Origin of the sequence: Neisseria sp. 27098_8_139 (assembly GCF_041433195.1) — a bacterium.
GTDB classification, from domain to species: domain Bacteria; phylum Pseudomonadota; class Gammaproteobacteria; order Burkholderiales; family Neisseriaceae; genus Neisseria; species Neisseria subflava.
The window spans coordinates 44,428-70,798 of sequence record NZ_JAPWBA010000001.1; the positions used below are offsets into that span (position 1 = coordinate 44,428).

20 protein-coding genes, 1 other RNA gene and 1 pseudogene are annotated in these 26,371 nt (G+C 49.3%); 17 read left to right on the top strand and 5 right to left on the bottom strand.

Annotated features, from left to right (window positions below; translation table 11 throughout):
• Window positions 1–46: 46 nt before the first annotated feature.
• On the bottom strand, window positions 47–706 hold the full coding sequence (gene ung, locus O3660_RS00270; RefSeq protein ID WP_049352237.1) for a uracil-DNA glycosylase: 660 nt from the start codon (window positions 704–706) through the stop codon (window positions 47–49).
• A gap of 125 nt (window positions 707–831) precedes the next feature.
• On the opposite strand from ung, the gene O3660_RS00275 reads away from it, so the two are divergent.
• The 6 genes from O3660_RS00275 to O3660_RS00300 all read left to right on the top strand — a co-directional run bounded on the left by O3660_RS00275 (window position 832) and on the right by O3660_RS00300 (window position 5,938).
• The gene (locus O3660_RS00275) at window positions 832–1,257 is read left to right on the top strand and encodes an NfeD family protein (protein WP_049352239.1); all 426 of its coding nucleotides are present in this window, start codon (window positions 832–834) and stop codon (window positions 1,255–1,257) included.
• Window positions 1,258–1,266: 9 nt separating this feature from the next.
• Window positions 1,267–2,229, top strand: a complete 963-nt coding sequence (locus O3660_RS00280) for an SPFH domain-containing protein (RefSeq protein ID WP_039863787.1) — start codon at window positions 1,267–1,269, stop codon at window positions 2,227–2,229.
• 75 nt (window positions 2,230–2,304) lie between these two features.
• Entirely contained in the window at window positions 2,305–3,567 is a 1,263-nt protein-coding gene (locus O3660_RS00285; protein ID WP_049352240.1) for a multifunctional CCA addition/repair protein, read from the top strand.
• On the top strand, window positions 3,567–4,178 hold the full coding sequence (locus O3660_RS00290) for a hypothetical protein (RefSeq protein ID WP_049352243.1): 612 nt from the start codon (window positions 3,567–3,569) through the stop codon (window positions 4,176–4,178). The genes O3660_RS00285 and O3660_RS00290 overlap by 1 nt, the downstream gene beginning before the upstream one ends.
• 63 nt (window positions 4,179–4,241) lie before the next feature.
• A complete protein-coding gene (locus tag O3660_RS00295) occupies window positions 4,242–4,553 on the top strand; it encodes a hypothetical protein (RefSeq protein WP_003679235.1) in 312 nt (103 codons plus the stop codon).
• A gap of 167 nt (window positions 4,554–4,720) precedes the next feature.
• Window positions 4,721–5,938 carry a uracil-xanthine permease family protein gene (locus O3660_RS00300; protein WP_049352246.1) on the top strand — a complete coding sequence of 406 codons (1,218 nt, stop codon included), beginning with the start codon at window positions 4,721–4,723 and terminating at the stop codon, window positions 5,936–5,938.
• A gap of 117 nt (window positions 5,939–6,055) precedes the next feature.
• On the opposite strand, the gene ffs is transcribed toward O3660_RS00300, so the two are convergent.
• Window positions 6,056–6,152: signal recognition particle sRNA small type (ffs, locus tag O3660_RS00305), an RNA gene on the bottom strand.
• Window positions 6,153–6,412: 260 nt separating this feature from the next.
• On the opposite strand from ffs, the gene O3660_RS00310 reads away from it, so the two are divergent.
• The gene (locus O3660_RS00310; protein ID WP_049352248.1) at window positions 6,413–10,246 is read left to right on the top strand and encodes an FAD/FMN-binding oxidoreductase; all 3,834 of its coding nucleotides are present in this window, start codon (window positions 6,413–6,415) and stop codon (window positions 10,244–10,246) included.
• A 189-nt stretch (window positions 10,247–10,435) separates the two neighbouring features.
• Here the strand turns inward: O3660_RS00310 and O3660_RS00315 are convergent, their stop codons facing one another.
• From O3660_RS00315 to O3660_RS00325, 3 genes are read right to left on the bottom strand one after another with little or no spacing between them, the layout of a single operon-like run.
• On the bottom strand, window positions 10,436–11,887 hold the full coding sequence (locus O3660_RS00315) for a LutB/LldF family L-lactate oxidation iron-sulfur protein (protein WP_049352251.1): 1,452 nt from the start codon (window positions 11,885–11,887) through the stop codon (window positions 10,436–10,438).
• A complete protein-coding gene (locus tag O3660_RS00320) occupies window positions 11,884–12,585 on the bottom strand; it encodes a lactate utilization protein C (protein ID WP_049352253.1) in 702 nt (233 codons plus the stop codon). The genes O3660_RS00315 and O3660_RS00320 overlap by 4 nt, the downstream gene beginning before the upstream one ends.
• The gene (locus O3660_RS00325; protein ID WP_049323225.1) at window positions 12,582–13,361 is read right to left on the bottom strand and encodes a (Fe-S)-binding protein; all 780 of its coding nucleotides are present in this window, start codon (window positions 13,359–13,361) and stop codon (window positions 12,582–12,584) included. The genes O3660_RS00320 and O3660_RS00325 overlap by 4 nt, the downstream gene beginning before the upstream one ends.
• A 667-nt stretch (window positions 13,362–14,028) precedes the next feature.
• On the opposite strand from O3660_RS00325, the gene O3660_RS00330 reads away from it, so the two are divergent.
• The 10 genes and pseudogenes from O3660_RS00330 to clpP all read left to right on the top strand — a co-directional run bounded on the left by O3660_RS00330 (window position 14,029) and on the right by clpP (window position 26,323).
• Window positions 14,029–15,933, top strand: coding sequence for an alpha-amylase family protein (locus tag O3660_RS00330; RefSeq protein WP_049352255.1), 1,905 nt, complete (start codon window positions 14,029–14,031; stop codon window positions 15,931–15,933).
• A 155-nt stretch (window positions 15,934–16,088) separates the two neighbouring features.
• Window positions 16,089–16,913 (top strand): amino acid ABC transporter substrate-binding protein, encoded by an 825-nt coding sequence (locus O3660_RS00335; RefSeq protein ID WP_371464423.1) that lies wholly within the window; start codon window positions 16,089–16,091, stop codon window positions 16,911–16,913.
• Window positions 16,903–17,619 (top strand): amino acid ABC transporter permease, encoded by a 717-nt coding sequence (locus tag O3660_RS00340; protein WP_003765700.1) that lies wholly within the window; start codon window positions 16,903–16,905, stop codon window positions 17,617–17,619. The genes O3660_RS00335 and O3660_RS00340 overlap by 11 nt, the downstream gene beginning before the upstream one ends.
• Window positions 17,620–17,628: 9 nt before the next feature.
• Complete coding sequence (locus O3660_RS00345; protein WP_371464424.1) at window positions 17,629–18,396, top strand: amino acid ABC transporter ATP-binding protein; 768 nt, start codon at window positions 17,629–17,631, stop codon at window positions 18,394–18,396.
• A 171-nt stretch (window positions 18,397–18,567) separates the two neighbouring features.
• Window positions 18,568–20,487, top strand: a complete 1,920-nt coding sequence (locus tag O3660_RS00350; protein ID WP_371464426.1) for an ATP-binding cassette domain-containing protein — start codon at window positions 18,568–18,570, stop codon at window positions 20,485–20,487.
• A gap of 47 nt (window positions 20,488–20,534) precedes the next feature.
• Window positions 20,535–20,888: a nucleolar protein gene (locus tag O3660_RS00355; RefSeq protein ID WP_371464427.1), complete on the top strand. Its 354-nt coding sequence runs from the start codon at window positions 20,535–20,537 to the stop codon at window positions 20,886–20,888.
• Window positions 20,889–20,924: 36 nt separating this feature from the next.
• Window positions 20,925–21,476, top strand: a complete 552-nt coding sequence (locus O3660_RS00360; RefSeq protein WP_371464429.1) for a hypothetical protein — start codon at window positions 20,925–20,927, stop codon at window positions 21,474–21,476.
• Between the two features lie 293 nt (window positions 21,477–21,769).
• Window positions 21,770–24,109 (top strand): annotated as a pseudogene (locus O3660_RS00365) (DNA translocase FtsK); the annotation flags it as partial.
• A gap of 192 nt (window positions 24,110–24,301) precedes the next feature.
• Window positions 24,302–25,612 (top strand): trigger factor, encoded by a 1,311-nt coding sequence (tig, locus tag O3660_RS00370; protein ID WP_371464430.1) that lies wholly within the window; start codon window positions 24,302–24,304, stop codon window positions 25,610–25,612.
• A gap of 90 nt (window positions 25,613–25,702) precedes the next feature.
• Window positions 25,703–26,323 (top strand): ATP-dependent Clp endopeptidase proteolytic subunit ClpP, encoded by a 621-nt coding sequence (gene clpP, locus O3660_RS00375; RefSeq protein ID WP_049352273.1) that lies wholly within the window; start codon window positions 25,703–25,705, stop codon window positions 26,321–26,323.
• The last annotated feature ends 48 nt before the right edge of the window (window positions 26,324–26,371 follow it).

The window sequence follows — 26,371 nt, forward strand, 5'->3', positions numbered from 1 at the left end:
CATAAGGCCGTCTGAAAATCTGCTTTCAGACGGCCTATCATCTTATTTAAACCTGCCAATCAATCGGCTCTAAACCATGTGCCTGCAAATAAGCGTTTGCCTGCGAAAAATGTTTGCAGCCGAAAAAGCCGCGATATGCCGATAAAGGCGAAGGATGCGGCGCAGTCAGCACCAAATGACGGTTGCGGTCGATAAACACGCCTTTCTTCTGCGCATGGCTGCCCCACAGCATAAAGACTAAATGCTCGCGTTCCTTATCCAATTGTCGGATGACTTCATCGGTAAACGCCTCCCAGCCAAAAGTCGCATGGGAATGCGCCAAACCGGCACGGACAGTCAATACCGTGTTCAACAGCAACACGCCCTGTTCTGCCCAATGCTGCAAATAGCCGTGTTGCGGAATCTGAAAGCCCTCAATATCCGTCGCCAGCTCTTTATAAATATTGACCAGTGACGGCGGCACCGCAATTTCAGGTTGCACGGAAAACGCCAAACCATGAGCCTGACCCGCGCCGTGATACGGGTCTTGCCCCAAAATCACTACTTTTACATTTCCGAATTCAGTCGTCCGAAAGGCATTGAATACATCGCGCTCAGGCGGATAAACAGTTATCCCCGCCTGCCTTTCATGGCGTACCTTCTCCAAAATCGTTTGAAAATACGCCTTTTCTTTTTCTGCACCAATTGCCTCGTGCCAAGTCTGCATTATTTGCCGCTCCGTATTTGAACGGACTTATTATAACTGAAATAAATTTCAACCTTAGCCTTTTCATTTCAAGCTGTTGCCATTATGATAAGGATTCTCAAAAGATTATTAAAAGGATATGCCGCATGACGATATGGTTTGTTGCCGCCGCCGTTGTTCTGATTGTCGAATTATTTATCGGAACGGTTTATCTTTTGGTAGTCAGCGTAGCGCTGGTCGCCGCCGGAATCATATACGGATTAAGCGGACACTTTTCTGCCGCCGTTTTGACCGCCGCCATCATCAGCGCACTCGGTATCTGGCTGGTACACGGCCGTCTGAAAAACCGCTCGGCTCCCCAAGCGCTCAACGATGATTTGGATATTGGGCAAAACGTCCGCATCCTACGCCACCTACATGACAATATTTACGAAGTCGCCTACCGCGGCACACATTGGCAGGCACAAGCCGAACGGCCCCAAGATACTTTTCAGACGGCCTCAAGCGCAGTCATTACCGCCAAAAACGGCAATCTTCTGATTATCCGCACACTCTCCCAACCATCATCATAAGGAAACATTATGGAATTTCTGCTCAGTCTCCCCGTCCTCATACTCATCGTCGTTGTTGTTTTTGGTTTCAAATCCTTTATCGTTGTACCGCAGCAGGAAGTTTATGTGGTCGAACGATTAGGCCGTTTTCACAAAGCGCTGACTGCAGGTCTGAACATCCTTATCCCATTTATCGACCGCGTCGCCTATCGTCACTCGCTGAAAGAAGTTCCTTTGGATGTTCCCAGCCAAGTCTGTATTACCCGCGACAACACTCAGCTGACTGTGGACGGCATCATCTACTTCCAAGTCACCGATCCAAAACTCGCTTCATATGGTTCCAGCAACTACATCATGGCGATTACCCAGCTTGCGCAGACAACTTTGCGCTCTGTCATCGGCCGCATGGAATTGGATAAAACCTTTGAAGAGCGCGATGAAATCAACAGCATTGTTGTTGCTGCTTTGGACGAAGCGGCAGGCGCATGGGGCGTGAAAGTCTTGCGTTACGAAATCAAAGACTTGGTTCCGCCGCAAGAAATCCTCCGCTCAATGCAGGCGCAAATTACAGCCGAACGTGAAAAACGCGCGCGCATTGCCGAATCCGAAGGCCGTAAAATCGAGCAGATCAACCTTGCCAGCGGTCAGCGCGAAGCAGAAATCCAACAATCCGAAGGTGAAGCGCAAGCCGCCATCAACGCGTCAAACGGTGAAAAAATCGCCCGCATCAACCGCGCACAAGGTGAAGCCGAAGCCCTGCGCCTGGTGGCAGAAGCCAACGCCGACGCCATCCGCAAAATCGCCGAGGCTGTCCGCTCCGAGGGCGGTGCTGAAGCTGTTAACCTGAAAGTTGCCGAGCAATACGTTGCCGCCTTCAGCAATTTGGCTAAAGAAAGCAACACGCTGATTATGCCTGCCAACGTTGCCGACATCGGCAGCTTGGTCTCCGCCGGTTTGAAAATCATCGACGGCAACAAGCCTAAAGCGTCATAATAGCGTTCTGACTCAGGCCGTCTGAAAACCCAATACGGCTTTTCAGACGGCCTTTTTATATCGTTCGATTTTTATATGAATACACAAACCATCAAAACCTATCTTGTCGGCGGCGCCGTCCGCGACCATCTGTTAGGCCTGCACGTCAAAGACCGCGACTGGGTAGTCGTCGGTGCAGATGCGCAAACCATGCTGGCTCAAGGCTATCAACCTGTTGGCAAGGATTTTCCCGTCTTTCTCCATCCAGACAGCCACGAAGAATATGCCCTCGCCCGTACCGAGCGCAAAACCGCCAAAGGCTATGCCGGATTCAGCTTTCATGCCGATAAAGACGTTACGCTGGAACAAGACCTGATGCGCCGCGACCTGACCATCAATGCCATGGCTCAGGATTCAGACGGCACGATCATCGATCCTTTTGGCGGACAACAAGACTTGGCGGCCGGCATCCTGCGCCACGTTTCGCCTGCCTTTGCCGAAGACCCCGTGCGGATTTTGCGTATCGCCCGTTTTGCAGCGCGTTATGGTTTTCAAATTGCCGATGAAACCATGTCGCTGATGCGGCAAATGGTAGAAAACGGCGAAGCGGATGCCTTGGTTGCCGAACGCGTCTGGCAAGAGCTGGCAAAAGGCTTGATGGAGAAAAATCCGCGCCGAATGATTGAAGTTTTGCGCGAATGCGGCGCACTCAAAGTTTTACTGCCCGAGCTTGATGCCCTTTTCGGCGTACCACAACGCGCCGATTATCATCCTGAAATCGACAGCGGTATTCATACGCTGATGGTTGTACAACGAGCCGCAGAAATGAACCTTTCCCTCGCCGAACGCTATGCCGCCTTATTGCACGACTTAGGCAAGGCAAAAACACCGACCGATATCCTGCCAAAACACTACGGACACGACGTCAACGGCGTCGAACCCGTCCGCGAAGTCAATCAACGCCTGCGTGCGCCCAAACACTGCGCCGAGCTTGCCGAACTTGTCTGTCGCTGGCACATCATGCTCCATCAAGTCGAGCAGTTCAAAAGCAAAACCATTTTGAATGTTTTGAAAAAAACCGACGCATTCCGCCGCCCCGAACGTTTTCAGACGGCCTTAAACGTCTGCGTGGCCGACAAACAAGGCCGTCTGAATCTTGAAGATACCCCCTATCCGCAACGCGAACACTGGCTGGCCTTACTTGAGGCCGCCAACCAAGTAGATGCAGGCAAAATTGCCGCCGAATGCCGCACACAAGGGAAAGCCCATTTAATTGCCGAACAAATCGATCATGCCCGCTTGGCGCAAATTACACCGCTGCAAAAAGCGTATCAGGCTGAAAAAATAGGAGGCTATTGATGACATCTTCGCGTTATAAAATTGAACAAACACCTAGCAAAATTACCTTGTCAGCAAAAATTATACGCAACAGACTCAAACTTCTATTAACTTGCAGAGATCTTGTAATCGTACTATTGATATTGGCAAACATTTCAAATTTAAACTTTGAATCAACATTTAATATCATACTCCTCATATTTTTAGGCCTGCTTTCTTGCCAATGTATTTATGACTTACTGTGGCAACTTTTTGGACAAGAATATATCCATGTTCAAAATGGAATACTTTCACACCAATTCGCACTGTTTGGATTGGGAAAAGGTAAAAAATTTTCACTCGTAGAAATATCACAATGGCAGCCACATGAGAACTATGCAAATACTAAAAACACTAAAATTACACTGCGTAACTATTTGAGTCAGAGAAGGAATACATCCACCATCTCCAGCCCCTTACGACAACCAAATAGTAAACAAGGTGCATGGTCATTTATTTATCATGGTAAAACCATATACATTGGAGAATTTTTTTATAGCGACGATTACCAAGCAATTAACTCTAAATTAAACAACCTAATACCGAAAAAAGCCAAAACAGGGACACTTTCCGAACCAGAACACGGACTTTGAAACAGCCGCCACGATATCCGCTATAATCTGCATCTTGACCATCTTATTTCAACAATAAAAATCATGACTATCCAGACCGATTTACTTCACGAAAAAATCAGCAATGAAGATTATCAACGCCTCATTGTCAAACACAGCGAATCTTTCAGCGACGGCGAAATCCGCCTATTAAACGAAATCCTTGAAAAATTCCGCTTTGATGTCGTACAGGCGCAGGCTTTGGCGCAAGCCGTCATGCAGCAGGTGCGCTTTGATCCAAACGACTACCATATCGACAGCGACGATGAGGATACAACCGGCATCTGTCCGCATTGCATCAATCCGCCCATGCCGCCCCTGCGCGATTATTTGGTTTGGCGCGAAACACGCGGCTAAAAATTTCCCCAATCGATTTTGATAAGTTATTAACCATTTGCTATCGAACAAGGCCGTCTGAACAGGTGTCATCGTTACATTTGTTCAGACGGCCTTTTGTAAATAAATGTTCACGACTAGGATAAATCAGTATAATCTGCGCCGTTTGAATTTTCTTCGGAGCTTTTATGAACCAGCTTAAAACGGCGGTGGCCGGTGCGCAGATTTTGTTTGTCGCATTCGGTGCCATGGTGCTTGTGCCGCTACTGACGGGACTGAACCCAGCTTTGGCATTATTGGGCGCAGGCTTGGGCACTTTGTTGTTCCAATTGGTTACCAAACGTAAAGTGCCGATTTTCCTCGGCTCTTCTTTTGCCTTTATTGCACCGATTATCTACTCCATCGATGAATGGGGCCTGCCTTCTACCATGTTCGGCCTGTTTGCGGCAGGTTTCATGTACTTTGTCTTTGCCGCGCTGATCAGATGGCGCGGTCTGGATGCGGTACACAAACTGTTGCCGCCCGTAGTTATCGGCCCGGTGATTATGGTAATCGGCTTGTCTGTGGCCGCAGCAGCCAGCAGCATGGCCATGGGTCAGGCAGATGGAAAACAGGTCATCGACTATATCGACTCACTGATTCTATCGGGCTTTACCTTTGCGGTAACCGTCATTGTTTCTGTCTTCGGCAGCAAAATGATGAAGCTGATTCCGATTCTGATCGGCGTAGCTTCCGGCTATGTATTGGCTCTAATCATGGGTCTGGTCGACACCAGCGCCATCATCAACGCTCCTTGGTTTGCCGTCCCTCATTTTGAAACGCCTCAAGTCAACTGGCAGGCTGCCTTGTTTATGTTGCCCGTCGCCATTGCCCCGGCCATCGAACACATCGGCGGTATTATGGCCATCGGTAATGTAACCGGCAAAAACTACACTCAAGACCCGGGCTTGGACAAAACCCTCGCCGGTGACGGCTTGGGCGTGTGCGTGGCCGGTTTGATTGGCGGCCCTCCTGTGACTACTTACGGCGAAGTAACCGGCGCGGTGATGATTACCAAAAACAGCAACCCCGTCATCATGACTTGGGCGGCAATTTTTGCGATTTTCATGGCGTTTTTCGGTAAATTCAACGCATTTTTAGCTTCGATTCCTATGCCGGTTATGGGCGGCATTATGTTGCTGCTGTTCGGTACAATCGCCTCTTTGGGCATCAAAACACTGATTGATGCGAAAGTCGATTTGATGCAGCCGAAAAATCTGGTTATCGTCAGCTCCGTATTGACGACCGGTATCGGCGGCATGATTATCAAAGTAGGTACTTTGAGCTTCGCCGGTGTAGGCTTGTGCGCCGTATTGGCCATTATCCTGAACTGCGTTTTGCCCAATACAAAATCAGAAGAAGCATAAATAGCTGGCTCATAAACGCAAAGGCCGTCTGAAAATGAGATTTCAGACGGCCTTTTTATTACGCTTTATACAATGAAAAATGCCGGAGACTTAACCATCTCCGGCATTTTTGAATAAGGTGGCGAGCCGAACCCCCGGCACTGGCTCATCAGAGTGGGCTGCTGGCTTCCGCCCCTGACCCGGTGTTCCGAATTACCATGCGGGGAGACCCGCCGTAGAAGAAACGCATTATAGCGGTTTTACAGAAAAACTCAAGCGATAAAATCTATCAGGCCGTCTGAAAACCATTTACACGACAAGATTGTAAACAATATTGCCTAGTTGCAAATCATTCCCATTGAAATGTTTATTGTCTTTTCCGTTGAAAAATATCGAAAATTACACTACATTAACACTTTACGCCATCAAGAAGAAATTACATTTTTCAGACGGCCTTTAATATAAAAACATTACATCCATCAACGGAACACGACCATGACCACGACTACTGCCCCTCAGCGTATTCGAGAAATTCCCTATAACTATACTTCTTATACCGACCGCGAAATCGTCATCCGACTGTTGGGCGACGAAGCGTGGCAAATCCTGCAAGACCTGCGCGGTCAACGCAAAACAGGACGTTCGGCACGAATGTTGTTTGAAGTATTAGGTGATATTTGGGTGGTCGTGCGCAATCCGTATCTGGTCGATGATTTGCTGGAGCATCCGAAACGCCGCGCCGCGCTGGTACGCGAAATGCGCCACCGCTTAAATGAAATCCGCAAGCGCCGTGACGACAATCAGCAAGTGGATGTCTTGGTTGCCGCAGCAGAAAAAGCAGTCGAGCGTTTTGATAGCAGTTTTGATGAAACCATCCAAAAACGCCATCAGATTTTGGAACGCTTAAGCAAAATCACCAAACCGCACAACATCATGTTTGACGGATTGGCGCGCGTAACGCACGTTACCGATGCAACCGACTGGCGCGTGGAGTATCCGTTTGTCGTCGTCAATCCTGATACCGAAGCAGAGATCGCTCCTTTGGTGCGCGCCTTAATCGAGTTGGACTTGGTCATTATCCCACGCGGCGGCGGTACGGGTTATACCGGCGGTGCGGTACCTTTGGATGCAAACAGCGCAGTCATCAATACCGAAAAACTCGATAAGCATCGCGGCGTCGAATATGTTGAGCTGGCAGGCTTGGACGGCAGACATCCGATTATCCATTGCGGCGCAGGCGTGGTAACACGCCGAGTAGAAGAAACCGCGCATCAGGCGGGTTTGGTGTTCGCCGTCGATCCGACTTCTGCCGACGCTTCCTGCGTGGGCGGTAATGTGGCGATGAATGCGGGCGGCAAAAAAGCCGTGTTGTGGGGTACGGCGTTGGACAACCTCGCCTACTGGCAGATGGTTAACCCGCAGGGCGAATGGCTGCGCATCGAGCGCGTGCGCCACAATTTCGGCAAAATCCACGATGAAGAAACCGCCGTGTTCGACATTCACACGCTGGATTCAGACGGCCTCAATATCGTTAAAACCGAACGCTTGGAAATCCCCGGCCACAAATTCCGCAAAGTCGGTTTGGGCAAAGACGTTACCGACAAATTCTTGAGCGGCCTGCCCGGCGTGCAAAAAGAAGGCACGGACGGCATCATCACCAGCGTTGCCTTCGTGTTGCATAAAATGCCGAAATACACGCGTACTGTGTGTATGGAATTTTTCGGTACGGTCGCCACTGCTACGCCATCCATCGTCGAAATCCGCGATTTCCTGCTTGCCCATGAAAGCGTACGATTGGCCGGTTTGGAGCATTTAGACTGGCGCTACGTCCGCGCCGTCGGTTATGCCACCAAAGCGGCAGGTAAAGGCCGACCTAAAATGGTCTTGTTGGCAGACGTGGTTTCCGATGACGAAGCCGCCGTACAGGCAGCCGCCGAACACATCTGCGAACTCGCCCGCGCCCGCGACGGCGAAGGCTTTATCGCCATATCTCCCGAAGCGCGCAAAACCTTCTGGCTTGACCGCAGCCGCACCGCTGCCATCGCCAAACACACCAACGCCTTTAAAATCAACGAAGACGTGGTAATCCCACTTGAGAGGCTCGGCGAGTATTCAGACGGCATCGAACGCATCAATATTGAGCTTTCCATCCAAAACAAACTCAAACTCTGTGCCGCCTTGGAGCAATATCTGTCCGGCAAACTCCCCATCGACAAAATGGGAACAGACCTGCCAACCGCCGAACTGTTGGGCGAACGCAGCAAACACGCCCTAGCCCACGTTTCCGCTGTCAAAGCTCGATGGGAATGGCTGCTTGCTAACTTAGACGCGCCGCTTGCCGACCATAAAGCACGCTATGGCGCATCCGTCCACGCCGCTCCCGAAGCCAAAGACAATGAAAGCTGCTTTATTGCCTTCCGTGATTTCCGTCTGCGCGTGTCTGTCAAAGCGGACGTAATGAAGCCACTTTCTGAAATCTTCAGCGGCAAAACAGATACCAAAATTATCCAAGGTTTGGGCAAAATCCACGCCAAAACCGTACGCAGCCGCGTCTTCGTCGCCCTGCATATGCACGCCGGCGACGGTAACGTTCATACCAATATTCCGGTTAACTCAGACGATGCCGAAATGCTTCAGACGGCCTATCGTTCGGTCGAACGCATCATGAAAATCGCTCGTTCGCTCGGTGGCGTAATTTCCGGCGAACACGGCATCGGCATTACCAAGCTCGAATTTTTGACCGATGAAGATTTGCAACCGTTTTGGAACTACAAAAACCAAGTCGATCCCAAACACACCTTCAATCGTCACAAACTGATGAAAGGCTCGGACTTACGCAACGCCTACACGCCATCCTTCGAGCTTTTAGGTGCGGAATCGCTGATTATGGAAAAATCAGACCTCGGCACCATTGCCGATTCTGTCAAAGACTGCCTGCGCTGCGGCAAATGTAAACCTGTTTGCTCTACTCATGTTCCGCGTGCCAACTTGTTGTACAGCCCACGCAACAAAATCCTCGGTGTAGGCTTGCTGACCGAAGCCTTCTTATACGAAGAGCAAACCCGCCGCGGCGTTTCTATCAAACACTTTGAAGAACTCATGGACATCGGCGACCACTGCACCGTGTGCCACCGCTGCGTCAAACCCTGCCCCGTCAACATCGACTTCGGCGATGTTACCGTAGCCATCCGCAACTACCTTGCCGATTCCGGCCACAAACGATTTGCGCCTGCGGCTTCAATGGGCATGGCATTTTTGAACGCCACAGGCCCCAAAACCATCAAAGCCCTTCGCGCCGCCATGATACAGACCGGCTTCCCAGCACAGAACTTTGCCTACAAAATCGGCAAGCTTCTTCCGATCGGCACTAAAAAGCAAAAAGCCGAACCGAAAGCCACCGTCGGTACCGCCTCAATCAAAGAACAGGTTATCCATTTCATCAACCGTCCTTTGCCAAAAAGTGTGCCAGCCAAAACTCCGCGCTCCATGCTGGGTATAGAAGACGACAAGAGTATTCCTATCATCCGTAACCCGGCTTCTCCGGAAGATGCCGAGGCCGTGTTCTACTTCCCAGGTTGCGGCTCTGAGCGTCTGTTCAGCCAAATCGGTCTTGCCGTTCAAGCCATGCTTTGGCATGTTGGTGTCCAAACTGTCCTGCCACCCGGCTATATGTGTTGCGGCTATCCGCAAGATGCAGGCGGTAATAAGGCTAAAGCCGAAGAAATGAGCACCAACAACCGCGTGGCTTTCCACCGTATGGCAAATACCCTCAACTACCTCGACATTAAAACCGTCGTCGTCAGTTGCGGTACCTGCTACGACCAACTGGAAAAATACCGTTTTGAGGAAATCTTCCCAGGCTGCCGTATCATCGACATCCACGAATATCTGCTTGAAAAAGGTGTACAGTTAAACGGAGTACAAGGTCAGCAATACCTCTACCACGACCCTTGCCATACCCCGATCAAAACCATGAATGCCACCCAAATGGCCAGCAGCCTGATGGGACAGAAAGTCGTCTTAAGCGACCGCTGCTGCGGCGAGTCCGGTATGTTTGCCGTCAAACGGCCAGACATTGCCACTCAGGTCAAGTTCCGCAAACAAGAGGAAATTGAGAAAAACCTCAAAGAGCTGCCGCAGGGCGAACCAGTCAAAATGCTTACCTCCTGCCCAGCCTGCCTGCAAGGCTTGAGCCGTTACGCCGACGACAACAATATGCCTGCAGACTACATCGTCATCGAAATGGCGAAACACATTCTCGGTGAAAACTGGCTAGATGAGTTTGTGAAAAAAGCCAATAACGGCGGTGTAGAAAAAGTATTGCTCTAAGGACTTAGGCAAAACCTTTGGCCTGTAATAAAGGCCGTCTGAAAATCTTTCAGACGGCCTTTTTATTCAAAAGAATCAAGATAAAATAATCAAATCAAACGCCTTTACAAATAGCGATGCCACACCAGTAGTATTCAATAAAAAATAAAACCTAAGGCCTTTTATTTCTCAGGTTTTATTTATCAAGCCTTATGCTTTTTCTTTCTGGAGTTTCTCTGCCATCAGTTGATGCAGCGTTTTCTTAGCCGGTTTCATCGGAACACGGTTATCCGTCCAGCCCAGCTGCTTGCTAGGCGTCAATGCACGGAATTTAGTGGCTGTCCAACCGAATGCACGGTAAGCTTTACTGCCGCTGAAAATACCGTCAAACGTACGCCACGCCATTTGTTCGCCGAAAGTATGCGATGCGCCTTGACCACGGATAGGATGTGGAACGATTTCGGTTGGTGAACGTTGAGCTTCAACACGCAGACGTTGCATTTGCTCGGTAATCGGAATGCGTACCGGACAAACCTCAACACAGGCACCACACATGGTACACGCAGTCGGCAGATCGCGTGTCGCATCCAAGCCCAACAAGTGCGGAGAGATAATCTCGCCAATCGGGCCGGGATAAGTCGTACCGTAAGCCGCGCCACCGATACGGGTATAAACCGGACAGTGGTTCATACATGCACCGCAACGGATACATTGCAAGGTACGGCGCATTTGATCTTCTGCATACGCTTGGCTACGGCCGTTATCAAGCAGTACCAAGTGCATTTCTTGAGGGCCGTCCAGCTCTTCGCTACGGCGAGGACCGGTAATCATATTGAAATAAGTGGTAATGTTCTGACCGATGGCAGAACGTGGCAACAGACTGTACAAAGGCGGAACATCCGACAGCTTCGCAACCACTTTCTCAATACCGGTAATGGCAATGTGCACAGGCGGTACAGTGGTACTCAAGCGGCCGTTGCCTTCGTTTTCGACCAGACACAAAGTGCCTGTTTCCGCAACGGCAAAGTTCACACCGCTCAAACCGACATCGGCAGTGCTGTAAATATCGCGCAAGGCTTTACGCGCAAATCCGGTCAGTTGGTCTACGTCGTCTGTTAATGGAGTGCCGAGGTTTTGATGGAAAAGCTCGCTAACCTGCTCTTTGGTTTTATGAATGGCAGGCATCACGATATGGGTTGGTTTCTCGCCGGCCATTTGAACGATAAACTCGCCCAAGTCGCTCTCAATCGCTTTGATGCCTTGGTCTTGCAGATAATGGTTCAGCTCAATCTCTTCGCTGACCATAGATTTGCCTTTCACCATCAGCTTACCGTTTTTATCGGTAATGATGTTGTGAATGATTTGGCAGGCTTCGGCAGGTGTTTCCGCCCAGTGGACTTTAACGCCCAACTTGGTCAGGTTTTCTTCCAATTGCTCCAACAATGCAGGCAATTTGGACAACGAACGTTGACGGACATGTTCACACAAGTCACGCAGACTTTGCAGCTCTTCTTCATCAGTCAAAACGGCTTTGCGCTTGGTCATCAGCATATCCATCGCCGTGCGCAAGCTTTTACGCAGAGGCTTGTCTTGCAAAGAAATCGCAGCGTTTTGCTTGAACGTTTCCGGCTTCATATGGAATTTAATGGTTTGGGAACTCATGCTTTTTCCTCCAAATCGGCAGGGGAAATATGATCAGGCAGAACGGCCAAAACCACCAAATCGCGCGGGCCGTGTGCACCATAGGCCAAAGTCAATTGAATATCGGCAGTCTTAGATGGGCCGGAAATCAAAATAACGTTGGTAGGCATGCCTTTTTCTACCAGTTTTTCGCCTTCAACAGCATTATGGAATTCGTTGTACATTTTGCTGGTGTCAAACAGGCAGAAATGCACAGGCGGAACCAAACTCAGGCTGCGCGGCTCGACAGGACTGGACTCCAGCATAATCGTACCGGTACGGGCAATACCGCATTTAGAGCCGCTAAAACCCGCCTCAATATCGGTAAAGAATTCGTTTTTCCAATCGTCGATTTTTCGCTCAAAACCACGCGGTTCAATATTGGTATCGGCCAAAGCTGCACGGGCCAGCTGACCATGTTCTGTTTCCAATGGGAGCAGAATGTTTTTCAAGCCTTTGCCTTCGGCTGCTTGGCGGAATACTTGCGGCCAGTTGGTTTTAGTAACCCAATAGATTTCCGTTTTGACGGCACGCATGGCAGCCGCCCAATGTTTCAAGCGCTCGACATCGTTTGCCCAAGAAACACCCATTTCACGGTAATAATCGAAAACCGGCGGCTCTTCCATCGGCAAGGCATCGGCTTTTTTCAATTTCGCTAAAATATTTTCGCGCGCGCTCATGCTTTACCTCCGGTACGTTCCAACAGGAAAGATGCAATATGTTTCGGACGCGGCATATTGGGTTCGTCTTTGGCAATTTTGCCTCCGATATTCATCATACAGCCGCAATCCGCGCTGATGATTTCAGTTGCACCTGTTTCTTTTAAGGCTGCAACTTTGTCGGTTACCATCGCACCGGAAATATCGGCTTGTTTCACAGAGAATGTACCGCCAAAACCGCAGCACTCGCTTTCATGGTCGTGAACGATACGTTCAACATTTTCCATGCCGTCAATCAGCTGCCAGCCTGACAAATGGACATTCATCTCACGACGCGCGGCGCAGGAAGTATGGACAGCCACTTTAACCGGCTCGCCTTTATCTTCAGGTTTGTAACCAATCGCCAGCAGGAAGTGGGTAAATTCAATGATACGGTTGGCGCAATCAATCGCTTTTTGCTCGTACTCGGTACCTTTGAACAGAGTTGGCCAGTGGTGTTTCATCATGCCGCCGCAAGAACCAGAAGGCACGACAATCGGCCAATTTTCAGGGAATAAATCCAGTTGCGCTTTGGCAACATCAAAAGCTTCTTTAGGATGGCCTGACGAATAGGCCGGTTGGCCGCAGCAGCTTTGCTCCATCGGATAATGGATACGGATGCCCTGTTGTTCAATTAAAGTGATGGCATCCATGCCTGCTTCCGGCATGAAAAGGTCGAGAACGCAAGTACCGAAGAAATAAGCATCGGTTGGCTTGCTGTCGAATACGGTGATTTGTGGTGGTTTGATTGCGCTCATTTTTTTGGAACGGGATAACCCATTTTCTTGTGTAAAAATAAGATGGATACTTTAAGTAATTGCTTGTAATGGGTCAAGTCTAATTTTAAAAAATAATATTAAAAAAGCATGACAAACCAGGCAGACACCTCTCCCTTATTGATTTGATAATCTACATAATAACCACTATCAATAAGAAATTTTATGGGTTCATTTTTAAATAAATGAAATTCAACCATTCACTCTCTCTTCAAAACACAATAACTGCCTCTTTATAGAATCTTGATTTACATCAGAAGTCATGAACTTAATCTCTATGACACGTTTTGAAACAAAATAAGCAACCCGTTATGCTGCACATATGTTTCAGACGGCCATACTTAGCATAAAAAGATGTCTAATATAATAAAAATAAAAGTTTTTCTCACAAGACTCAGGCCGTCTGAAAAATAGTTCGTCAAAAGGCTACTTTCCATCTGCTCAATCCTACTTTTAATCAAAATCAAACACTTGAAAAATCATCGTTCCCAACCTTGAAAACCCTATGCACACTCAAGCACTTTCAGTATTATTGTGACAGTTTCTTGACGCAAAATTACAGTCTTAGTCGCCCACAATCGGCATGGATTTGCAAAAGAATTGAAACCAAGCTTCAAAACAATTTCACCTTAACTTCGGAGTAGGCATTATGTTGACCCAGACTCAACAGGTTGATTTGACCTTGCATCACCTTAAAGAACGCACTCTATCGATTTATACCCCCGAACAGCGTGCAAGTATCGAGACATCTGAAGACTGGAAACAGTTTGACAGACGACTTGAGGAACACTTTCCAAAACTGATGCACGAGCTGGACAATGTTTACAACAACAACGAAGCCGTCCTCCCCATGCTGGAGCAACTGATTGCCCAAGCATGGCAAAACGATTCCCAACGTAACTCATCCTTAAAAGACATCGATATCGCGCGCGAAAACGATCCCGATTGGATTTTGTCCAACAAACAGGTTGGCGGCGTATGTTACGTCGATTTGTTCGCAGGCGATTTACAAGGCTTGAAAGCCAAAATCCCTTATTTCCAAGAATTGGGCCTGACCTATCTGCACCTGATGCCTCTGTTTAAATGCCCCGAAGGCAAAAGCGACGGCAGCTATGCAGTCAGCAGCTACCGCGATGTCAATCCGGTACTGGGCACAATAGACGACTTGCGCGATGTCATTGCCGCCTTGCACGAAGCAGGTATTTCCTCCGTCGTCGATTTCATCTTCAACCACACTTCTAACGAACACGAATGGGCAAAAGGCTGCGCCGCCAGCAATCCGCTTTACGACAATTTCTACTATATTTTCCCCGACCGCTGGATGCCTGATCAATACGACCGCACCCTGCGTGAAATTTTCCCTGACCAACATCCGGGCGGCTTCTCCCAACTGGAAGACGGACGCTGGGTATGGACAACGTTCAACTCCTTCCAATGGGACTTGAATTACAGCAACCCATGGGTATTCCGTGCCATGGCAGGCGAAATGATGTTCCTTGCCAACTTGGGCGTTGATATTCTGCGCATGGATGCCGTTGCCTTTATTTGGAAGCAAATGGGCACAAGCTGCGAAAACCTGCCTCAGGCACACGCTCTGATTCGCGCGTTTAACTCCGTAATGCGTATCGCAGCGCCAGCCGTGTTCTTCAAATCCGAAGCCATCGTCCATCCTGACCAAGTTGTCCAATACATCAGCCAAGACGAATGTCAAATCGGCTACAACCCTCTGCAAATGGCACTGTTGTGGAACACCCTCGCCACACGCGAAGTCAACCTGCTCCATCAAGCACTAACCTACCGCCACAACCTGCCCGACCACACTGCATGGGTCAACTACGTCCGCAGTCATGACGATATCGGCTGGACATTTGCCGATGAGGACGCATGGCAGTTCGGTATTCACGGCTACGACCACCGACAATTCCTCAACCGCTTCTTCGTCAACCATTTCGACGGCAGCTTCGCGCGCGGCGTACCATTCCAATACAACCCAAGCACAGGCGACTGCCGTGTCAGCGGTACAGCAGCATTGGTCGGCTTGGCTCAAAACGATCCACATGCCGTTGACCGCATCAAACTTTTGTACAGCATTGCTTTGAGTACCGGCGGCCTGCCGCTGATTTACCTAGGCGACGAAGTGGGTACGCTCAACGACGACTGGTCGAACGACAGCAACAAGAGCGACGACAGCCGCTGGGCACGCCGTCCTCGTTACAATGAGGAGTTGTACAAGCAACGTCATGACAGCTCGACCACTGCCGGTCAAATCTTCCAAGGTTTGCGCCATATGATCTCCATCCGCCAGAGCAATCCGCGCTTTAATGGCGGCAGGTTGGTTACCTTCAACACCAACAACAAACACATCATCGGCTATATGCGCAACAACGCGCTTTTGGCATTCGGTAACTTCAGCGAACATGCGCAAACCATTAGTGCGCACACCCTGCAGGCCATGCCGTTTAAAGCGCACGATTTAATCAGCGGTCAAACCGTTTCTCTGAATCAGGACTTGGTACTGCAACCCTATCAAGTCATGTGGCTTGAAATTGCATAAGCTAAATTTTTTATACATCATTCAAGGCCGTCTGAACAAATCAGCATTCAGACGGCCTTTTAAGGCATAAGATGTATTTTGTATTTTGGGCAGTTTCGCTTAGAATGCACGCTTTAATACCAAATGACACACTTTAAAGTCAGGAGTAAAAATCCATGTTGAAAAAATTCGTACTCGGCAGCATCGCTGCAGTAGTTTTGGCTGCTTGCGGTGGAGAAGGCAGCAACTCAGCTTCTTCTGCTCCGGCACAATCCGGTGCGGCCTCCGGCTCACTGATTGAGCGTATCAACAATAAAGGTACCATCACTGTCGGTACGGAAGGCACTTACGCACCATTCACCTACCACGACAAAAACGGCAAATTGACCGGCTACGATGTGGAAGTTACCCGCGCCGTTGCCGACAAACTGGGCGTCAAAGTCGAATTTAAAGAAACGCAATGGGATTCGATGATGGCGGGTTTGAAGGCGGGACGTTTCGACGTGGTGGCAAACCAAGTCGGCCTGACCAGCCCCGAACGCCAAGCGACATTCGACAAATCCGAACCTTACAGCTGGAGCGGTGCGGTTTTGGTTGCGCGCAAAGACAGCAACATCAAATCCATCGACGATATCAAAGGCGTCAAAACTGCGCAGTCCCTGACCAGCAATTACGGCGAAAAAGCCAAAGCTGCGGGTGCGGAACTCGTACCGGTGGACGGTTTGGCGCAATCACTGACCCTGATTGAACAAAAACGCGCCGATGCGACTTTGAACGATGAGTTGGCAGTTTTAGACTATCTGAAGAAAAACCCGAATGCCGGCGTGAAAATCGTTTGGTCTGCGCCTGCCGATGAAAAAGTCGGTTCCGGCTTGATTGTCAATAAAGGCAATGATGAAGTCGTGGCGAAATTCAGCACGGCAATCAACGAGCTGAAAGCCGACGGCACGCTGAAAAAACTGGGCGAACAATTCTTCGGAAAAGACATCAGTGTTAAATAATTTTCTTGCTTCGCTGCCGTTTATGACGGAAACACGCGCCGATATGATTGTCAGCGCGTTTTTGCCTATGGTCAAAGCCGGTTTTATGGTCTCGCTGCCGCTGGCGGTGGCGTCGTTCCTGATCGGGATGGTGATTGCCATCGCCGTGGCTTTGGTACGGATTATGCCTTCGGGCGGCATCGTGCGGAAAATCCTGCTGAAACTGGTGGAAACTTATATTTCCATCATCAGGGGGACACCGCTGTTGGTGCAGCTTGTGATTGTGTTTTACGGACTGCCGTCCGTCGGCATTTTCATCGATCCGATTCCCGCCGCCATCATCGGCTTCTCGCTTAATGTCGGAGCATATGCTTCCGAGACCATCCGTGCGGCGATTTTGTCCGTGCCGAAAGGACAGTGGGAGGCGGGTTTCTCCATCGGTATGACCTATATGCAGACTTTTCGCCGCATCGTCGCGCCGCAGGCTTTCCGCGTCGCCGTGCCGCCTTTGAGCAACGAGTTTATCGGCTTGTTCAAAAACACCTCACTCGCGGCGGTGGTAACGGTAACGGAATTGTTCCGCGTCGCGCAGGAAACGGCAAACCGTACCTACGACTTCTTGCCCGTCTATATTGAAGCCGCTTTGGTTTATTGGTGTTTCTGCAAGGTTCTGTTCCTGATTCAGGCGCGCTTGGAAAAACGCTTCGACCGCTATGTCGCCAAATAAGGGAAAGCCATGATTAAAATCCGTAATATCCGCAAAACCTTCGGCGAAAACACCATTTTGCGCGGCATCGATTTGGATGTGGGCAAAGGGCAGGTGGTCGTCATCCTCGGACCTTCCGGCTCGGGTAAAACGACGTTTCTGCGCTGCTTAAACGCGCTGGAAATGCCCGAAGACGGACAAATCGAGTTCGACAACGAGCGACCGCTTAAAATCGATTTTTCCAAAAAAACGACAAAGCACGACATCTTGGCGCTGCGCCGCAAATCCGGCATGGTGTTCCAACAATACAACCTTTTTCCGCACAAAACCGCGTTAGAAAACGTAATGGAAGGTCCGGTTGCCGTACAAGGCAAACCTGCCGCCCAAGCGCGCGAAGAAGCTTTGAAATTGCTGGAAAAAGTCGGCTTGGGTGATAAGATTGACCTCTACCCCTACCAGCTTTCCGGCGGTCAACAGCAGCGTGTCGGCATTGCCCGCGCGTTGGCAATTCAGCCTGAATTGATGCTGTTTGATGAACCGACTTCCGCACTCGACCCTGAATTGGTGCAAGATGTTTTGGATACCATGAAGGAATTGGCGCAAGAAGGCTGGACCATGGTTGTCGTTACGCATGAAATCAAATTTGCCTTAGAAGTGGCAACCACCGTTGTTGTGATGGATGGCGGCGTTATTGTCGAACAAGGCAGCCCGCAAGATTTGTTCAATCATCCCAAACATGAGCGGACACAAAAATTCCTGCGCCAAATCCGTGCGGACAATACCGATCTTCAAATTTAATTGAAACGACAGACAATTTGAAAGCATTTCCGACTGTCATTTCATAAAGGCCGTCTGAATAAGTGAAATAGAAATCGTTGATTTCGTCTTCATACTTGTTCAGACGGCCTTTTATATTTCTTTTCAGGTAAAATAACGCCTTTCGTTTTACTCATCCCCTTGCCTGCCATCATGATAGAAATTAAAAAACTCACCCTGCAACGCGGTTTGAAAGTCCTGCTCGATAAAGCCGATGCCGTAATCAACCCCGGCCAACGCGTTGGTTTAATCGGTAAAAACGGTACGGGGAAATCCAGCCTGTTTGCACTAATAAAAGGTGAAATCAGCCAAGATGGTGGCGAAATCCTTATTCCTAAAACATGGCGTCTGGCTTCCGTCTCTCAAGAAACGCCTGATTTAGATATTTCCGCTTTAGACTACGTTTTGCAAGGCGATGCCGAGTTGCAGGCTTTTCAGACGACCTTGGCGCAGGCGGAAGCACAAAATGACGGCATGAAGCAGGCGGAATACCATGCCAAATTGGAAGAAATCGACGCTTATACCGCGCCGGCCCGTGCGGCGAAATTGCTGAACGGACTGGGTTTTTCGCAAGAAGAACACAGCCGTCCCGTCAAATCCTTTTCCGGCGGCTGGCGTATGCGCCTGAATCTTGCGCAAGCCTTGATTTGCCGCGCCGATTTGCTCTTACTTGACGAACCGACCAACCACTTGGATTTGGAAACCGTCTTGTGGCTGGAAAACCACCTTGCCTCTTTACCTTGCACGCAAATCATCATTTCCCACGACCGTGATTTCCTCAATGCGGCCACCACCCAAACCATCGAATTGTCCCAGCAAAAGCTCACGCAATACGGCGGCAATTACGATTTTTACCAAAACGAACGCGCGCAACGTTTGGCGCAGCAACAAGCCGCCTATGTCAAACAGCAGGCACAAATCAAACATCTGCAATCGTTTATCGACCGCTTCAAAGCCAAAGCCACCAAAGCCGTTCAAGCGCAAAGCCGTATGAAGGCATTGGCGAAGCTCGAGAGCATCGCTCCCGCGCATTTGGACAGCGAGTTTTCCTTTGAGTTTTACAATCCCGACCATCTACCTAATCCCTTGCTGAAGCTAGAACACGCTGATTTGGGTTACGAAGGCAAAACCGTTTTGCACGACATTACCCTGTCGCTGGAAAGCGGCGCACGTTACGGACTATTGGGTGTCAACGGCAGCGGTAAGTCTACGTTTATCAAAGCTTTGGCAGGCAAAATCGATTTGCTCTCCGGCAGCATCATCCGTTCCGAAAAACTCAATATCGGCTATTTCGCCCAACACCAGCTCGATACCATCCGCGCCGACCAAAGCCCTGTTTGGCATATCCAACAGCTTTCTCCCGAAGTGCGCGAACAAGAAATCCGAAATTTCCTCGGCGGCTTCAACTTTGTCGGCGATATGGCGTTGCAGAAAACCGAACCCTTTTCCGGCGGAGAAAAAGCCCGCCTCGCTCTTGCCATGATTATCTGGCAAAAGCCGAATTTGCTGCTGCTTGACGAGCCGACCAACCATCTGGACTTGGATATGCGCCACGCCCTGACGCTCGCGCTGCAAAGTTTCCAAGGCGCCTTAATCGTCGTATCGCACGACCGCAGCCTGCTTGAAGCGACTACCGACAGCTTCCTATTGATTGACAAAGGCCTTCTGAACAACTTCGACGGCGATTTGAACGACTATCGTCAATGGCGGTTGGCACAAGAAAACGCCGCAGCAACCCCCGCCGCATCTGCACAAAGCCAAAGTCGCAAAGACACCAAGCGCATAGAAGCACAAATCCGTCAGGAAAAAGCCAAACGCAGCAAACCGATTCAGCAGAAGATCGATAAAGCCGAAAAAGAAATCGCACGATTGACTGATATTCAGACGGCCTGTGAAGCATTTTTGGCACAAGAATCTGCTTATTCAGAAGAAAATAAACCCAAATTGCAAGAGACACTCGCACAATTAACAGAAACTAAAGTAAAATTAACGCAACTGGAAGAAAACTGGCTGCAATGGCAGGAAGAGCTTGAGCAAATCCAATTTGATGTCGAAGCCGAGTTTTCCCAATAGAAATAGAGCCATCAGGCCGTCTGAAATAAAACACAATACGGAAAAACATGACTTCAACCATCAAACAAGCCGGATACTTCCTCGTATCCTTTTTCGTCTTGGGCATTTCTCTTCACGCAGCCGCCGCAGTTTATTCCTGCGGCAACGGCAGCTATACTTCCGAACCCAACTCCTCCTGCGCACAGGCACAATTGCCTAAAATCAGCGGCCATCAAGGCAGCGGTTACCATCTCAACATCCGCAGCCTCAATGCCTCTGATGAACGCGCAAGTGCAAAACCTAAGAAAAAGGCACGCGCGGGAAAATCCGATAAACAAGAGAAAAAAGCCGACAAACCGAGCAAAAACAAAAACGGTACAAAAGCTAAAAAACAGCAGCCCATGCCGTCTGAACAAGAATAAAATGCTCAACTGCAACGAATCGGCCCTACCTGAATCATGAAAAAATATCTGCTTACCCTATCCCTGCTGCCGCTTGCTGTTTTCAACAGCCAAGCCCACGCCGCAAAAATCTACACCTGTGAAGTCAACGGCTCGATTGTCTATACCTCGCGTCCAAGCGGCAACTGCCAAGCCGTCAATGATTTACCGATTGTCGGCAAATACAGCAGCAGCCGATACGACACTCCGGTTAGTGATGCGCCGACACTCGATGCACCGACATCACAGCCTGCTCCGGCAAAAAGCAAAAATACGGCTGCAAAATCCAACCATAAGGCAACCCCCAAACCTGCCCCTGTCCGTACTGCTTCTGAAACGGCTCCTCCTCCAGCTCCCAAATCCTCCGGCGTCAACAGTCGCCGCTCTATTTTGGAAACCGAGTTGTCCAATGAACGCGCGGCTTTGGCCGATGCCAAAAAGCAACTGAGCCAAGCGCGGACAGCCAAAGGTGGCAGCGTCAATCAACAGGCCATCAGTACGCTGCAAGGTGCGGTTTTGGATAGGGAGAAAAACATTCAAGCCCTCCAACGTGAACTGGGCAGAATGTAAGTCCAAATCAATCAAAACATCAGGCCGTCTGAACAGGTGGAAACGAAATCCAAAATTTTCGTCGCGCCAAACAGACGGCCTGAATCCTATAATGATTACGCCTGTTTCAATTTCTTGTGCCTAGTAAATACGGTATAATTTGCCCTTTACGCACATTACCCCCGGTCTTTTCAGACGGCCTTTATCTCATGACTGCAAAATCTTCTAAAACCCAAACAAAAAAACGCGTCTCTACCAAACCGGCAGCCAAACCGACCACACGCAAATCCACCAAAGCACAAACTCAGGCCGACAATAAAGTCTCCCAACGCCTGAAAGCCGCCAAAGAGCTGCAAAGAAACGAAGAAAAAAAAGCGCGTCCCGAGCATGTCGTTAACTTGATTAATGATGCTTTATGGCTGTTTGGCTTGGTTATCACCATTTATCTGGCCATTTCTCTGGCCAGCTTCAGCATGGACGACCCTGCATGGTCGCGCAGCGTTCCCAAAAGCAATGATGTCGCCAACCTCGGCGGCCTCTTTGGTTCCTATCTTTCCGATGTCGGCTATTATCTGTTCGGCTTATCGTTTTGGTGGTGGATAGCCGCCTCCTGCGTCTTCCTCTACAAAAATTTCCGCCCCATGAAAAAGCAGGAAAACCACAAGCCCTACAATCACGGCGTAGCCGCTTTGGCATTGTTTCTCCTGCTGGTGTGCAGCCCGATTATCGAACATTTCCTGTTTGACAATGCATTGAGCGAATCCCTTCCCGTCGGTGCAGGCGGCTTAGTCGGCTTGTTGGCCGGTTCAGGCTTGGCTTGGCTGTTGGGCAAATCGGGCAGTCTGTTAATTATGCTCGTAATGTTGCTTTTATCCATTTCCCTGCTGGCTCAGGTGTCATGGTTGGAAGTCATGGCCAAATCCGGCAGCCATATGGGCGGTCTGTTTGGCAATTTGATGAAAAAACTGTCTCAATTCCAAAATAAAAAAGAAGATGTCCGCACCGAAGCTTTGGAAACTCAAAATACGCGCCGCATGGTTAAAGAGGCCAAAACCATTACCGCTACTCCGGTTGCTCCGTTGGCAGGCAGCAGCAGCAACCGTAAAACCGTTGCCGTATCCGTTGCGCCGCCCCCTAAAATCCAAACTTCCCTGTTTGACGATACTGAACCTAAAAACAACGGCGAATACCACAAACCCAACATGAACCTGTTGCGTATGCCGTCTGAAGAACCGGTTGCCGTCAATCCGAATGAATTGCAACAGACCGCAGAATTGATTGAAGCCAAGCTGGCTGAATTCGGCATCGGCGTACAGGTTGTTTCCGCCACTTCCGGCCCCGTGATTACCCGCTACGAAATCGAACCGGCACAAGGTGTCAAAGGCAGTCAAATTGTCGCCCTGTCCAAAGATTTGGCGCGCTCGATGTCTCTGCAAGCGGTACGCATCGTAGAAACCATTGCCGGTAAAAACACCATGGGCATTGAATTGCCCAATGAGAAACGCCAAGACGTCATGTTGAGCGAAATCCTCTCTTCACCCGTATTTACCGACGCCAAGTCCAAACTGACCGTTGCCTTGGGTAAAGATATTGCAGGTACACCCGTTGTCGGCGACTTGGCAAAAATGCCGCATCTTTTGGTTGCAGGCATGACCGGCTCAGGTAAATCCGTCGGTGTGAACGGCATGATTATGTCCATGCTCTTCAAAGCCACGCCTGACGAGGTCCGCTTCATTATGATTGACCCTAAAATGCTGGAATTGAGCATTTACGACGGTATTCCGCACCTGCTCTGTCCGGTTGTGACCGATATGCGCGAGGCGGGACAAGCGTTGAACTGGTGTGTTGCCGAAATGGAAAAACGTTATCGCCTGCTTTCCCATGCCGGCGTGCGCAATCTGGACGGTTTCAACCAAAAAGTCGAACAAGCCAAAGCAGCAGGCAAACCATTACTCAACCCGTTCAGCTTAAATCCTGACGATCCTGAGCCTCTGGAAAAACTGCCGTTGATTGTGGTTGTTATCGACGAGTTGGCAGACTTGATGATGACCGAACGCAAATCCGTTGAGCAGCAAATCGCACGTCTTGCCCAAAAAGCACGTGCGGCAGGCATTCACATGATTGTCGCCACCCAACGCCCGAGTGTCGATGTGGTTACCGGCCTGATTAAAGCCAACATTCCGACACGTATGGCCTTTACCGTACAAAGCAAAATCGACAGCCGCACCATTCTTGACCAAATGGGTGCGGACGAATTGCTCAAATACGGCGACTCATTATTCCTGCAACCGGGCAGCGCAGAACCGACACGCCTGCAAGGTGCGTTTGTTTCCGATGATGAAGTGCATCAGGTCGTCAATTTCGTCAAAGAACAGGCTCCGACCAATTATGTGGAAGGTCTGCTCAGTGGCGAAGCGGCCATCGAAACCACCAATATTGTCAATCCTAATGCAAACAGCGATGAGCTATTCGATCAAGCAGTTGCCTTCGTATTGGAAAGCCGGAAAACTTCCATTTCCGCACTCCAACGCCAATTGCGCATCGGCTACAACCGCGCCGCCAATTTAATAGATGCGCTTGAAAATGCTGGTGTTCTCTCTCCTGCAGACATCAACGGCAGCCGACGGATTCTGGCGCAAAAAGACCAGCTGTAAAAAACAACAATATCGAAACACAAAGGCCGTCTGGAAAGAATTTCCTACTTTTCAGACGGCCTTTTTATGTTATTCGTGAAACATTGTGTTATACTAAGTAGCTAAATTTTGACCTTATGCACGCTTCCGAAGTTCTTCGGAATACTGAGCAGAAGGATAACCGTTTAAACACAACAAATTTAAGGGCTTACGATGAGCGTAACTGTTGAAACTTTAGAAAATCTGGAACGCAAAGTAGTATTGTCTCTGCCTTGGTCCAAAATCAACGCAGAAACTGAGAAAAAACTGAAACAAACCCAACGCCGTGCAAAAGTTGACGGCTTCCGTCCGGGTAAAGCACCGTTCAAAATGATTGCCCAAATGTACGGCGCAAGCGCACAAAACGACGTTATCAACGAATTGGTACAACGCGAATTCTACGAAGTTGCCGTTGCTCAAGAATTGAAAGTTGCCGGTTACCCACGCTTTGAAGGCATTGAAGAACAAGACGATCAAGAGTCTTTCAAAGTTGCCGCTATTTTTGAAGTTTTCCCTGAAGTAACTATTGGCGACCTGTCTGCCCAAGAAGTAGAAAAAGTTACTGCGACTGTTGGCGATGCCGAAGTTGACCAAACTGTAGAAATCCTGCGTAAACAACGCACCCGCTTCAACCATGTTGACCGCGAAGCCCAAAACGGCGACCGCGTCATCATCGACTTTGAAGGCAAAATCGACGGCGAACCTTTCGCTGGCGGCGCATCTAAAAACTACGCTTTCGTATTGGGTGCAGGTCAAATGCTGCCTGAATTCGAAGCCGGTGTTGTCGGTATGAAAGCCGGTGAAAGTAAAGATGTTACCGTAAACTTCCCTGAAGACTACCACGGTAAAGATGTTGCCGGTAAATCTGCCGTATTCACTATCACTCTGAACAATGTTTCTGAAGCTACTTTGCCTGAAGTTGATGCTTACTTCGCTAAAGCTCTGGGAATTGAAGACGGCGACGTTGCCAAAATGCGTGAAGAAGTGAAGAAAAACGTTGGCCGCGAAGTTGAGCGCCGCATCGGTGAACAAACTAAAGAATCTGTAATGAACGCCCTGCTCAAAGCAGCCGATTTGCAAGTTCCTGTTGCTTTGGTCAACGAAGAAGCCGCCCGCTTGGCAAACGAAATGAAACAAAACTTCGTTAACCAAGGTATGGCTGATGCTGCCAACTTGGATCTGCCTTTGGACATGTTCAAAGAACAAGCAGAACGCCGCGTTTCTTTAGGCCTGATTTTGGCTAAATTGGTTGAAGAAAACAAACTTGAGCCAACTGAAGATCAAATCAAAGCCGTTGTTGCTAACTTCGCTGAAAGCTACGAAGACCCTCAAGAAGTTATCGACTGGTACTACGCAAAGCCTTCCCGCCTGCAAGGCCCGACTTCTTTGGCAGTAGAAAGCAACGTTGTTGATTTCGTTCTGAGCAAAGCTAAAGTAACTGAAAAAGCGCTGTCTTTTGACGAAGTAATGGGCGCACAAGCTTAATTGCTCTAAGGCCGTCTGAAACAGACAATCAAAAGCACCGAAGCGCTTTAAATGGCTTTGGTGCTTTTCCATCATTAACAGGAGACAAAAATGTCCTTCGATTTCAATAATTACCTTGTCCCTACCGTTATCGAACAAAGCGGTCGCGGCGAGCGCGCATTCGACATCTACTCACGCCTTTTGAAAGAGCGCATCGTTTTCTTAGTCGGCCCGGTGACAGACGATTCAGCCAACTTGGTTGTTGCGCAATTGCTGTTCTTGGAAAGTGAAAACCCTGATAAAGATATCTTCTTCTATATCAACTCTCCGGGCGGTTCGGTTACTGCAGGTATGTCGATTTACGACACCATGAACTTCATCAAGCCTCATGTTTCTACCTTATGCTTGGGCCAAGCGGCAAGTATGGGCGCATTCCTGTTGTCCGCAGGTGAAAAAGGCAAACGCTTTGCCCTGCCAAACAGCCGTATCATGATTCACCAACCGCTCATCAGCGGCGGTTTGGCCGGTCAGGCTTCCGATATTGAAATTCACGCTAAAGAGCTGCTGAAAATCAAAGAGAAACTGAATCGCTTACTCGCCAAACATTGTGACCGCGATTTGGCCGACTTGGAGCGCGATACTGACCGCGACAATTATATGTCTGCCGATGAAGCTAAAGAATATGGTTTGATTGACCAAGTTTTGGAAAACCGCGCCTCTCTGCAAGCCTAACCTTTATCGGTTTTAAATCAAAAGGCCGTCTGAAAAATATATATTCAG

Excerpts from the sequence above, each read along its gene's own strand:
- ung (WP_049352237.1), bottom strand. The coding sequence starts at position 706 with ATGCAGACTTGGCACGAGGCAATTGGTGCAGAAAAAGAAAAGGCGTAT.
- O3660_RS00275 (WP_049352239.1), top strand. The coding sequence starts at position 832 with ATGACGATATGGTTTGTTGCCGCCGCCGTTGTTCTGATTGTCGAATTA.
- O3660_RS00280 (WP_039863787.1), top strand. The coding sequence starts at position 1,267 with ATGGAATTTCTGCTCAGTCTCCCCGTCCTCATACTCATCGTCGTTGTT.
- O3660_RS00285 (WP_049352240.1), top strand. The coding sequence starts at position 2,305 with ATGAATACACAAACCATCAAAACCTATCTTGTCGGCGGCGCCGTCCGC.
- O3660_RS00290 (WP_049352243.1), top strand. The coding sequence starts at position 3,567 with ATGACATCTTCGCGTTATAAAATTGAACAAACACCTAGCAAAATTACC.
- O3660_RS00295 (WP_003679235.1), top strand. The coding sequence starts at position 4,242 with ATGACTATCCAGACCGATTTACTTCACGAAAAAATCAGCAATGAAGAT.
- O3660_RS00300 (WP_049352246.1), top strand. The coding sequence starts at position 4,721 with ATGAACCAGCTTAAAACGGCGGTGGCCGGTGCGCAGATTTTGTTTGTC.
- O3660_RS00310 (WP_049352248.1), top strand. The coding sequence starts at position 6,413 with ATGACCACGACTACTGCCCCTCAGCGTATTCGAGAAATTCCCTATAAC.
- O3660_RS00315 (WP_049352251.1), bottom strand. The coding sequence starts at position 11,887 with ATGAGTTCCCAAACCATTAAATTCCATATGAAGCCGGAAACGTTCAAG.
- O3660_RS00320 (WP_049352253.1), bottom strand. The coding sequence starts at position 12,585 with ATGAGCGCGCGCGAAAATATTTTAGCGAAATTGAAAAAAGCCGATGCC.
- O3660_RS00325 (WP_049323225.1), bottom strand. The coding sequence starts at position 13,361 with ATGAGCGCAATCAAACCACCACAAATCACCGTATTCGACAGCAAGCCA.
- O3660_RS00330 (WP_049352255.1), top strand. The coding sequence starts at position 14,029 with ATGTTGACCCAGACTCAACAGGTTGATTTGACCTTGCATCACCTTAAA.
- O3660_RS00335 (WP_371464423.1), top strand. The coding sequence starts at position 16,089 with ATGTTGAAAAAATTCGTACTCGGCAGCATCGCTGCAGTAGTTTTGGCT.
- O3660_RS00345 (WP_371464424.1), top strand. The coding sequence starts at position 17,629 with ATGATTAAAATCCGTAATATCCGCAAAACCTTCGGCGAAAACACCATT.
- O3660_RS00350 (WP_371464426.1), top strand. The coding sequence starts at position 18,568 with ATGATAGAAATTAAAAAACTCACCCTGCAACGCGGTTTGAAAGTCCTG.
- O3660_RS00355 (WP_371464427.1), top strand. The coding sequence starts at position 20,535 with ATGACTTCAACCATCAAACAAGCCGGATACTTCCTCGTATCCTTTTTC.
- O3660_RS00360 (WP_371464429.1), top strand. The coding sequence starts at position 20,925 with ATGAAAAAATATCTGCTTACCCTATCCCTGCTGCCGCTTGCTGTTTTC.
- tig (WP_371464430.1), top strand. The coding sequence starts at position 24,302 with ATGAGCGTAACTGTTGAAACTTTAGAAAATCTGGAACGCAAAGTAGTA.
- clpP (WP_049352273.1), top strand. The coding sequence starts at position 25,703 with ATGTCCTTCGATTTCAATAATTACCTTGTCCCTACCGTTATCGAACAA.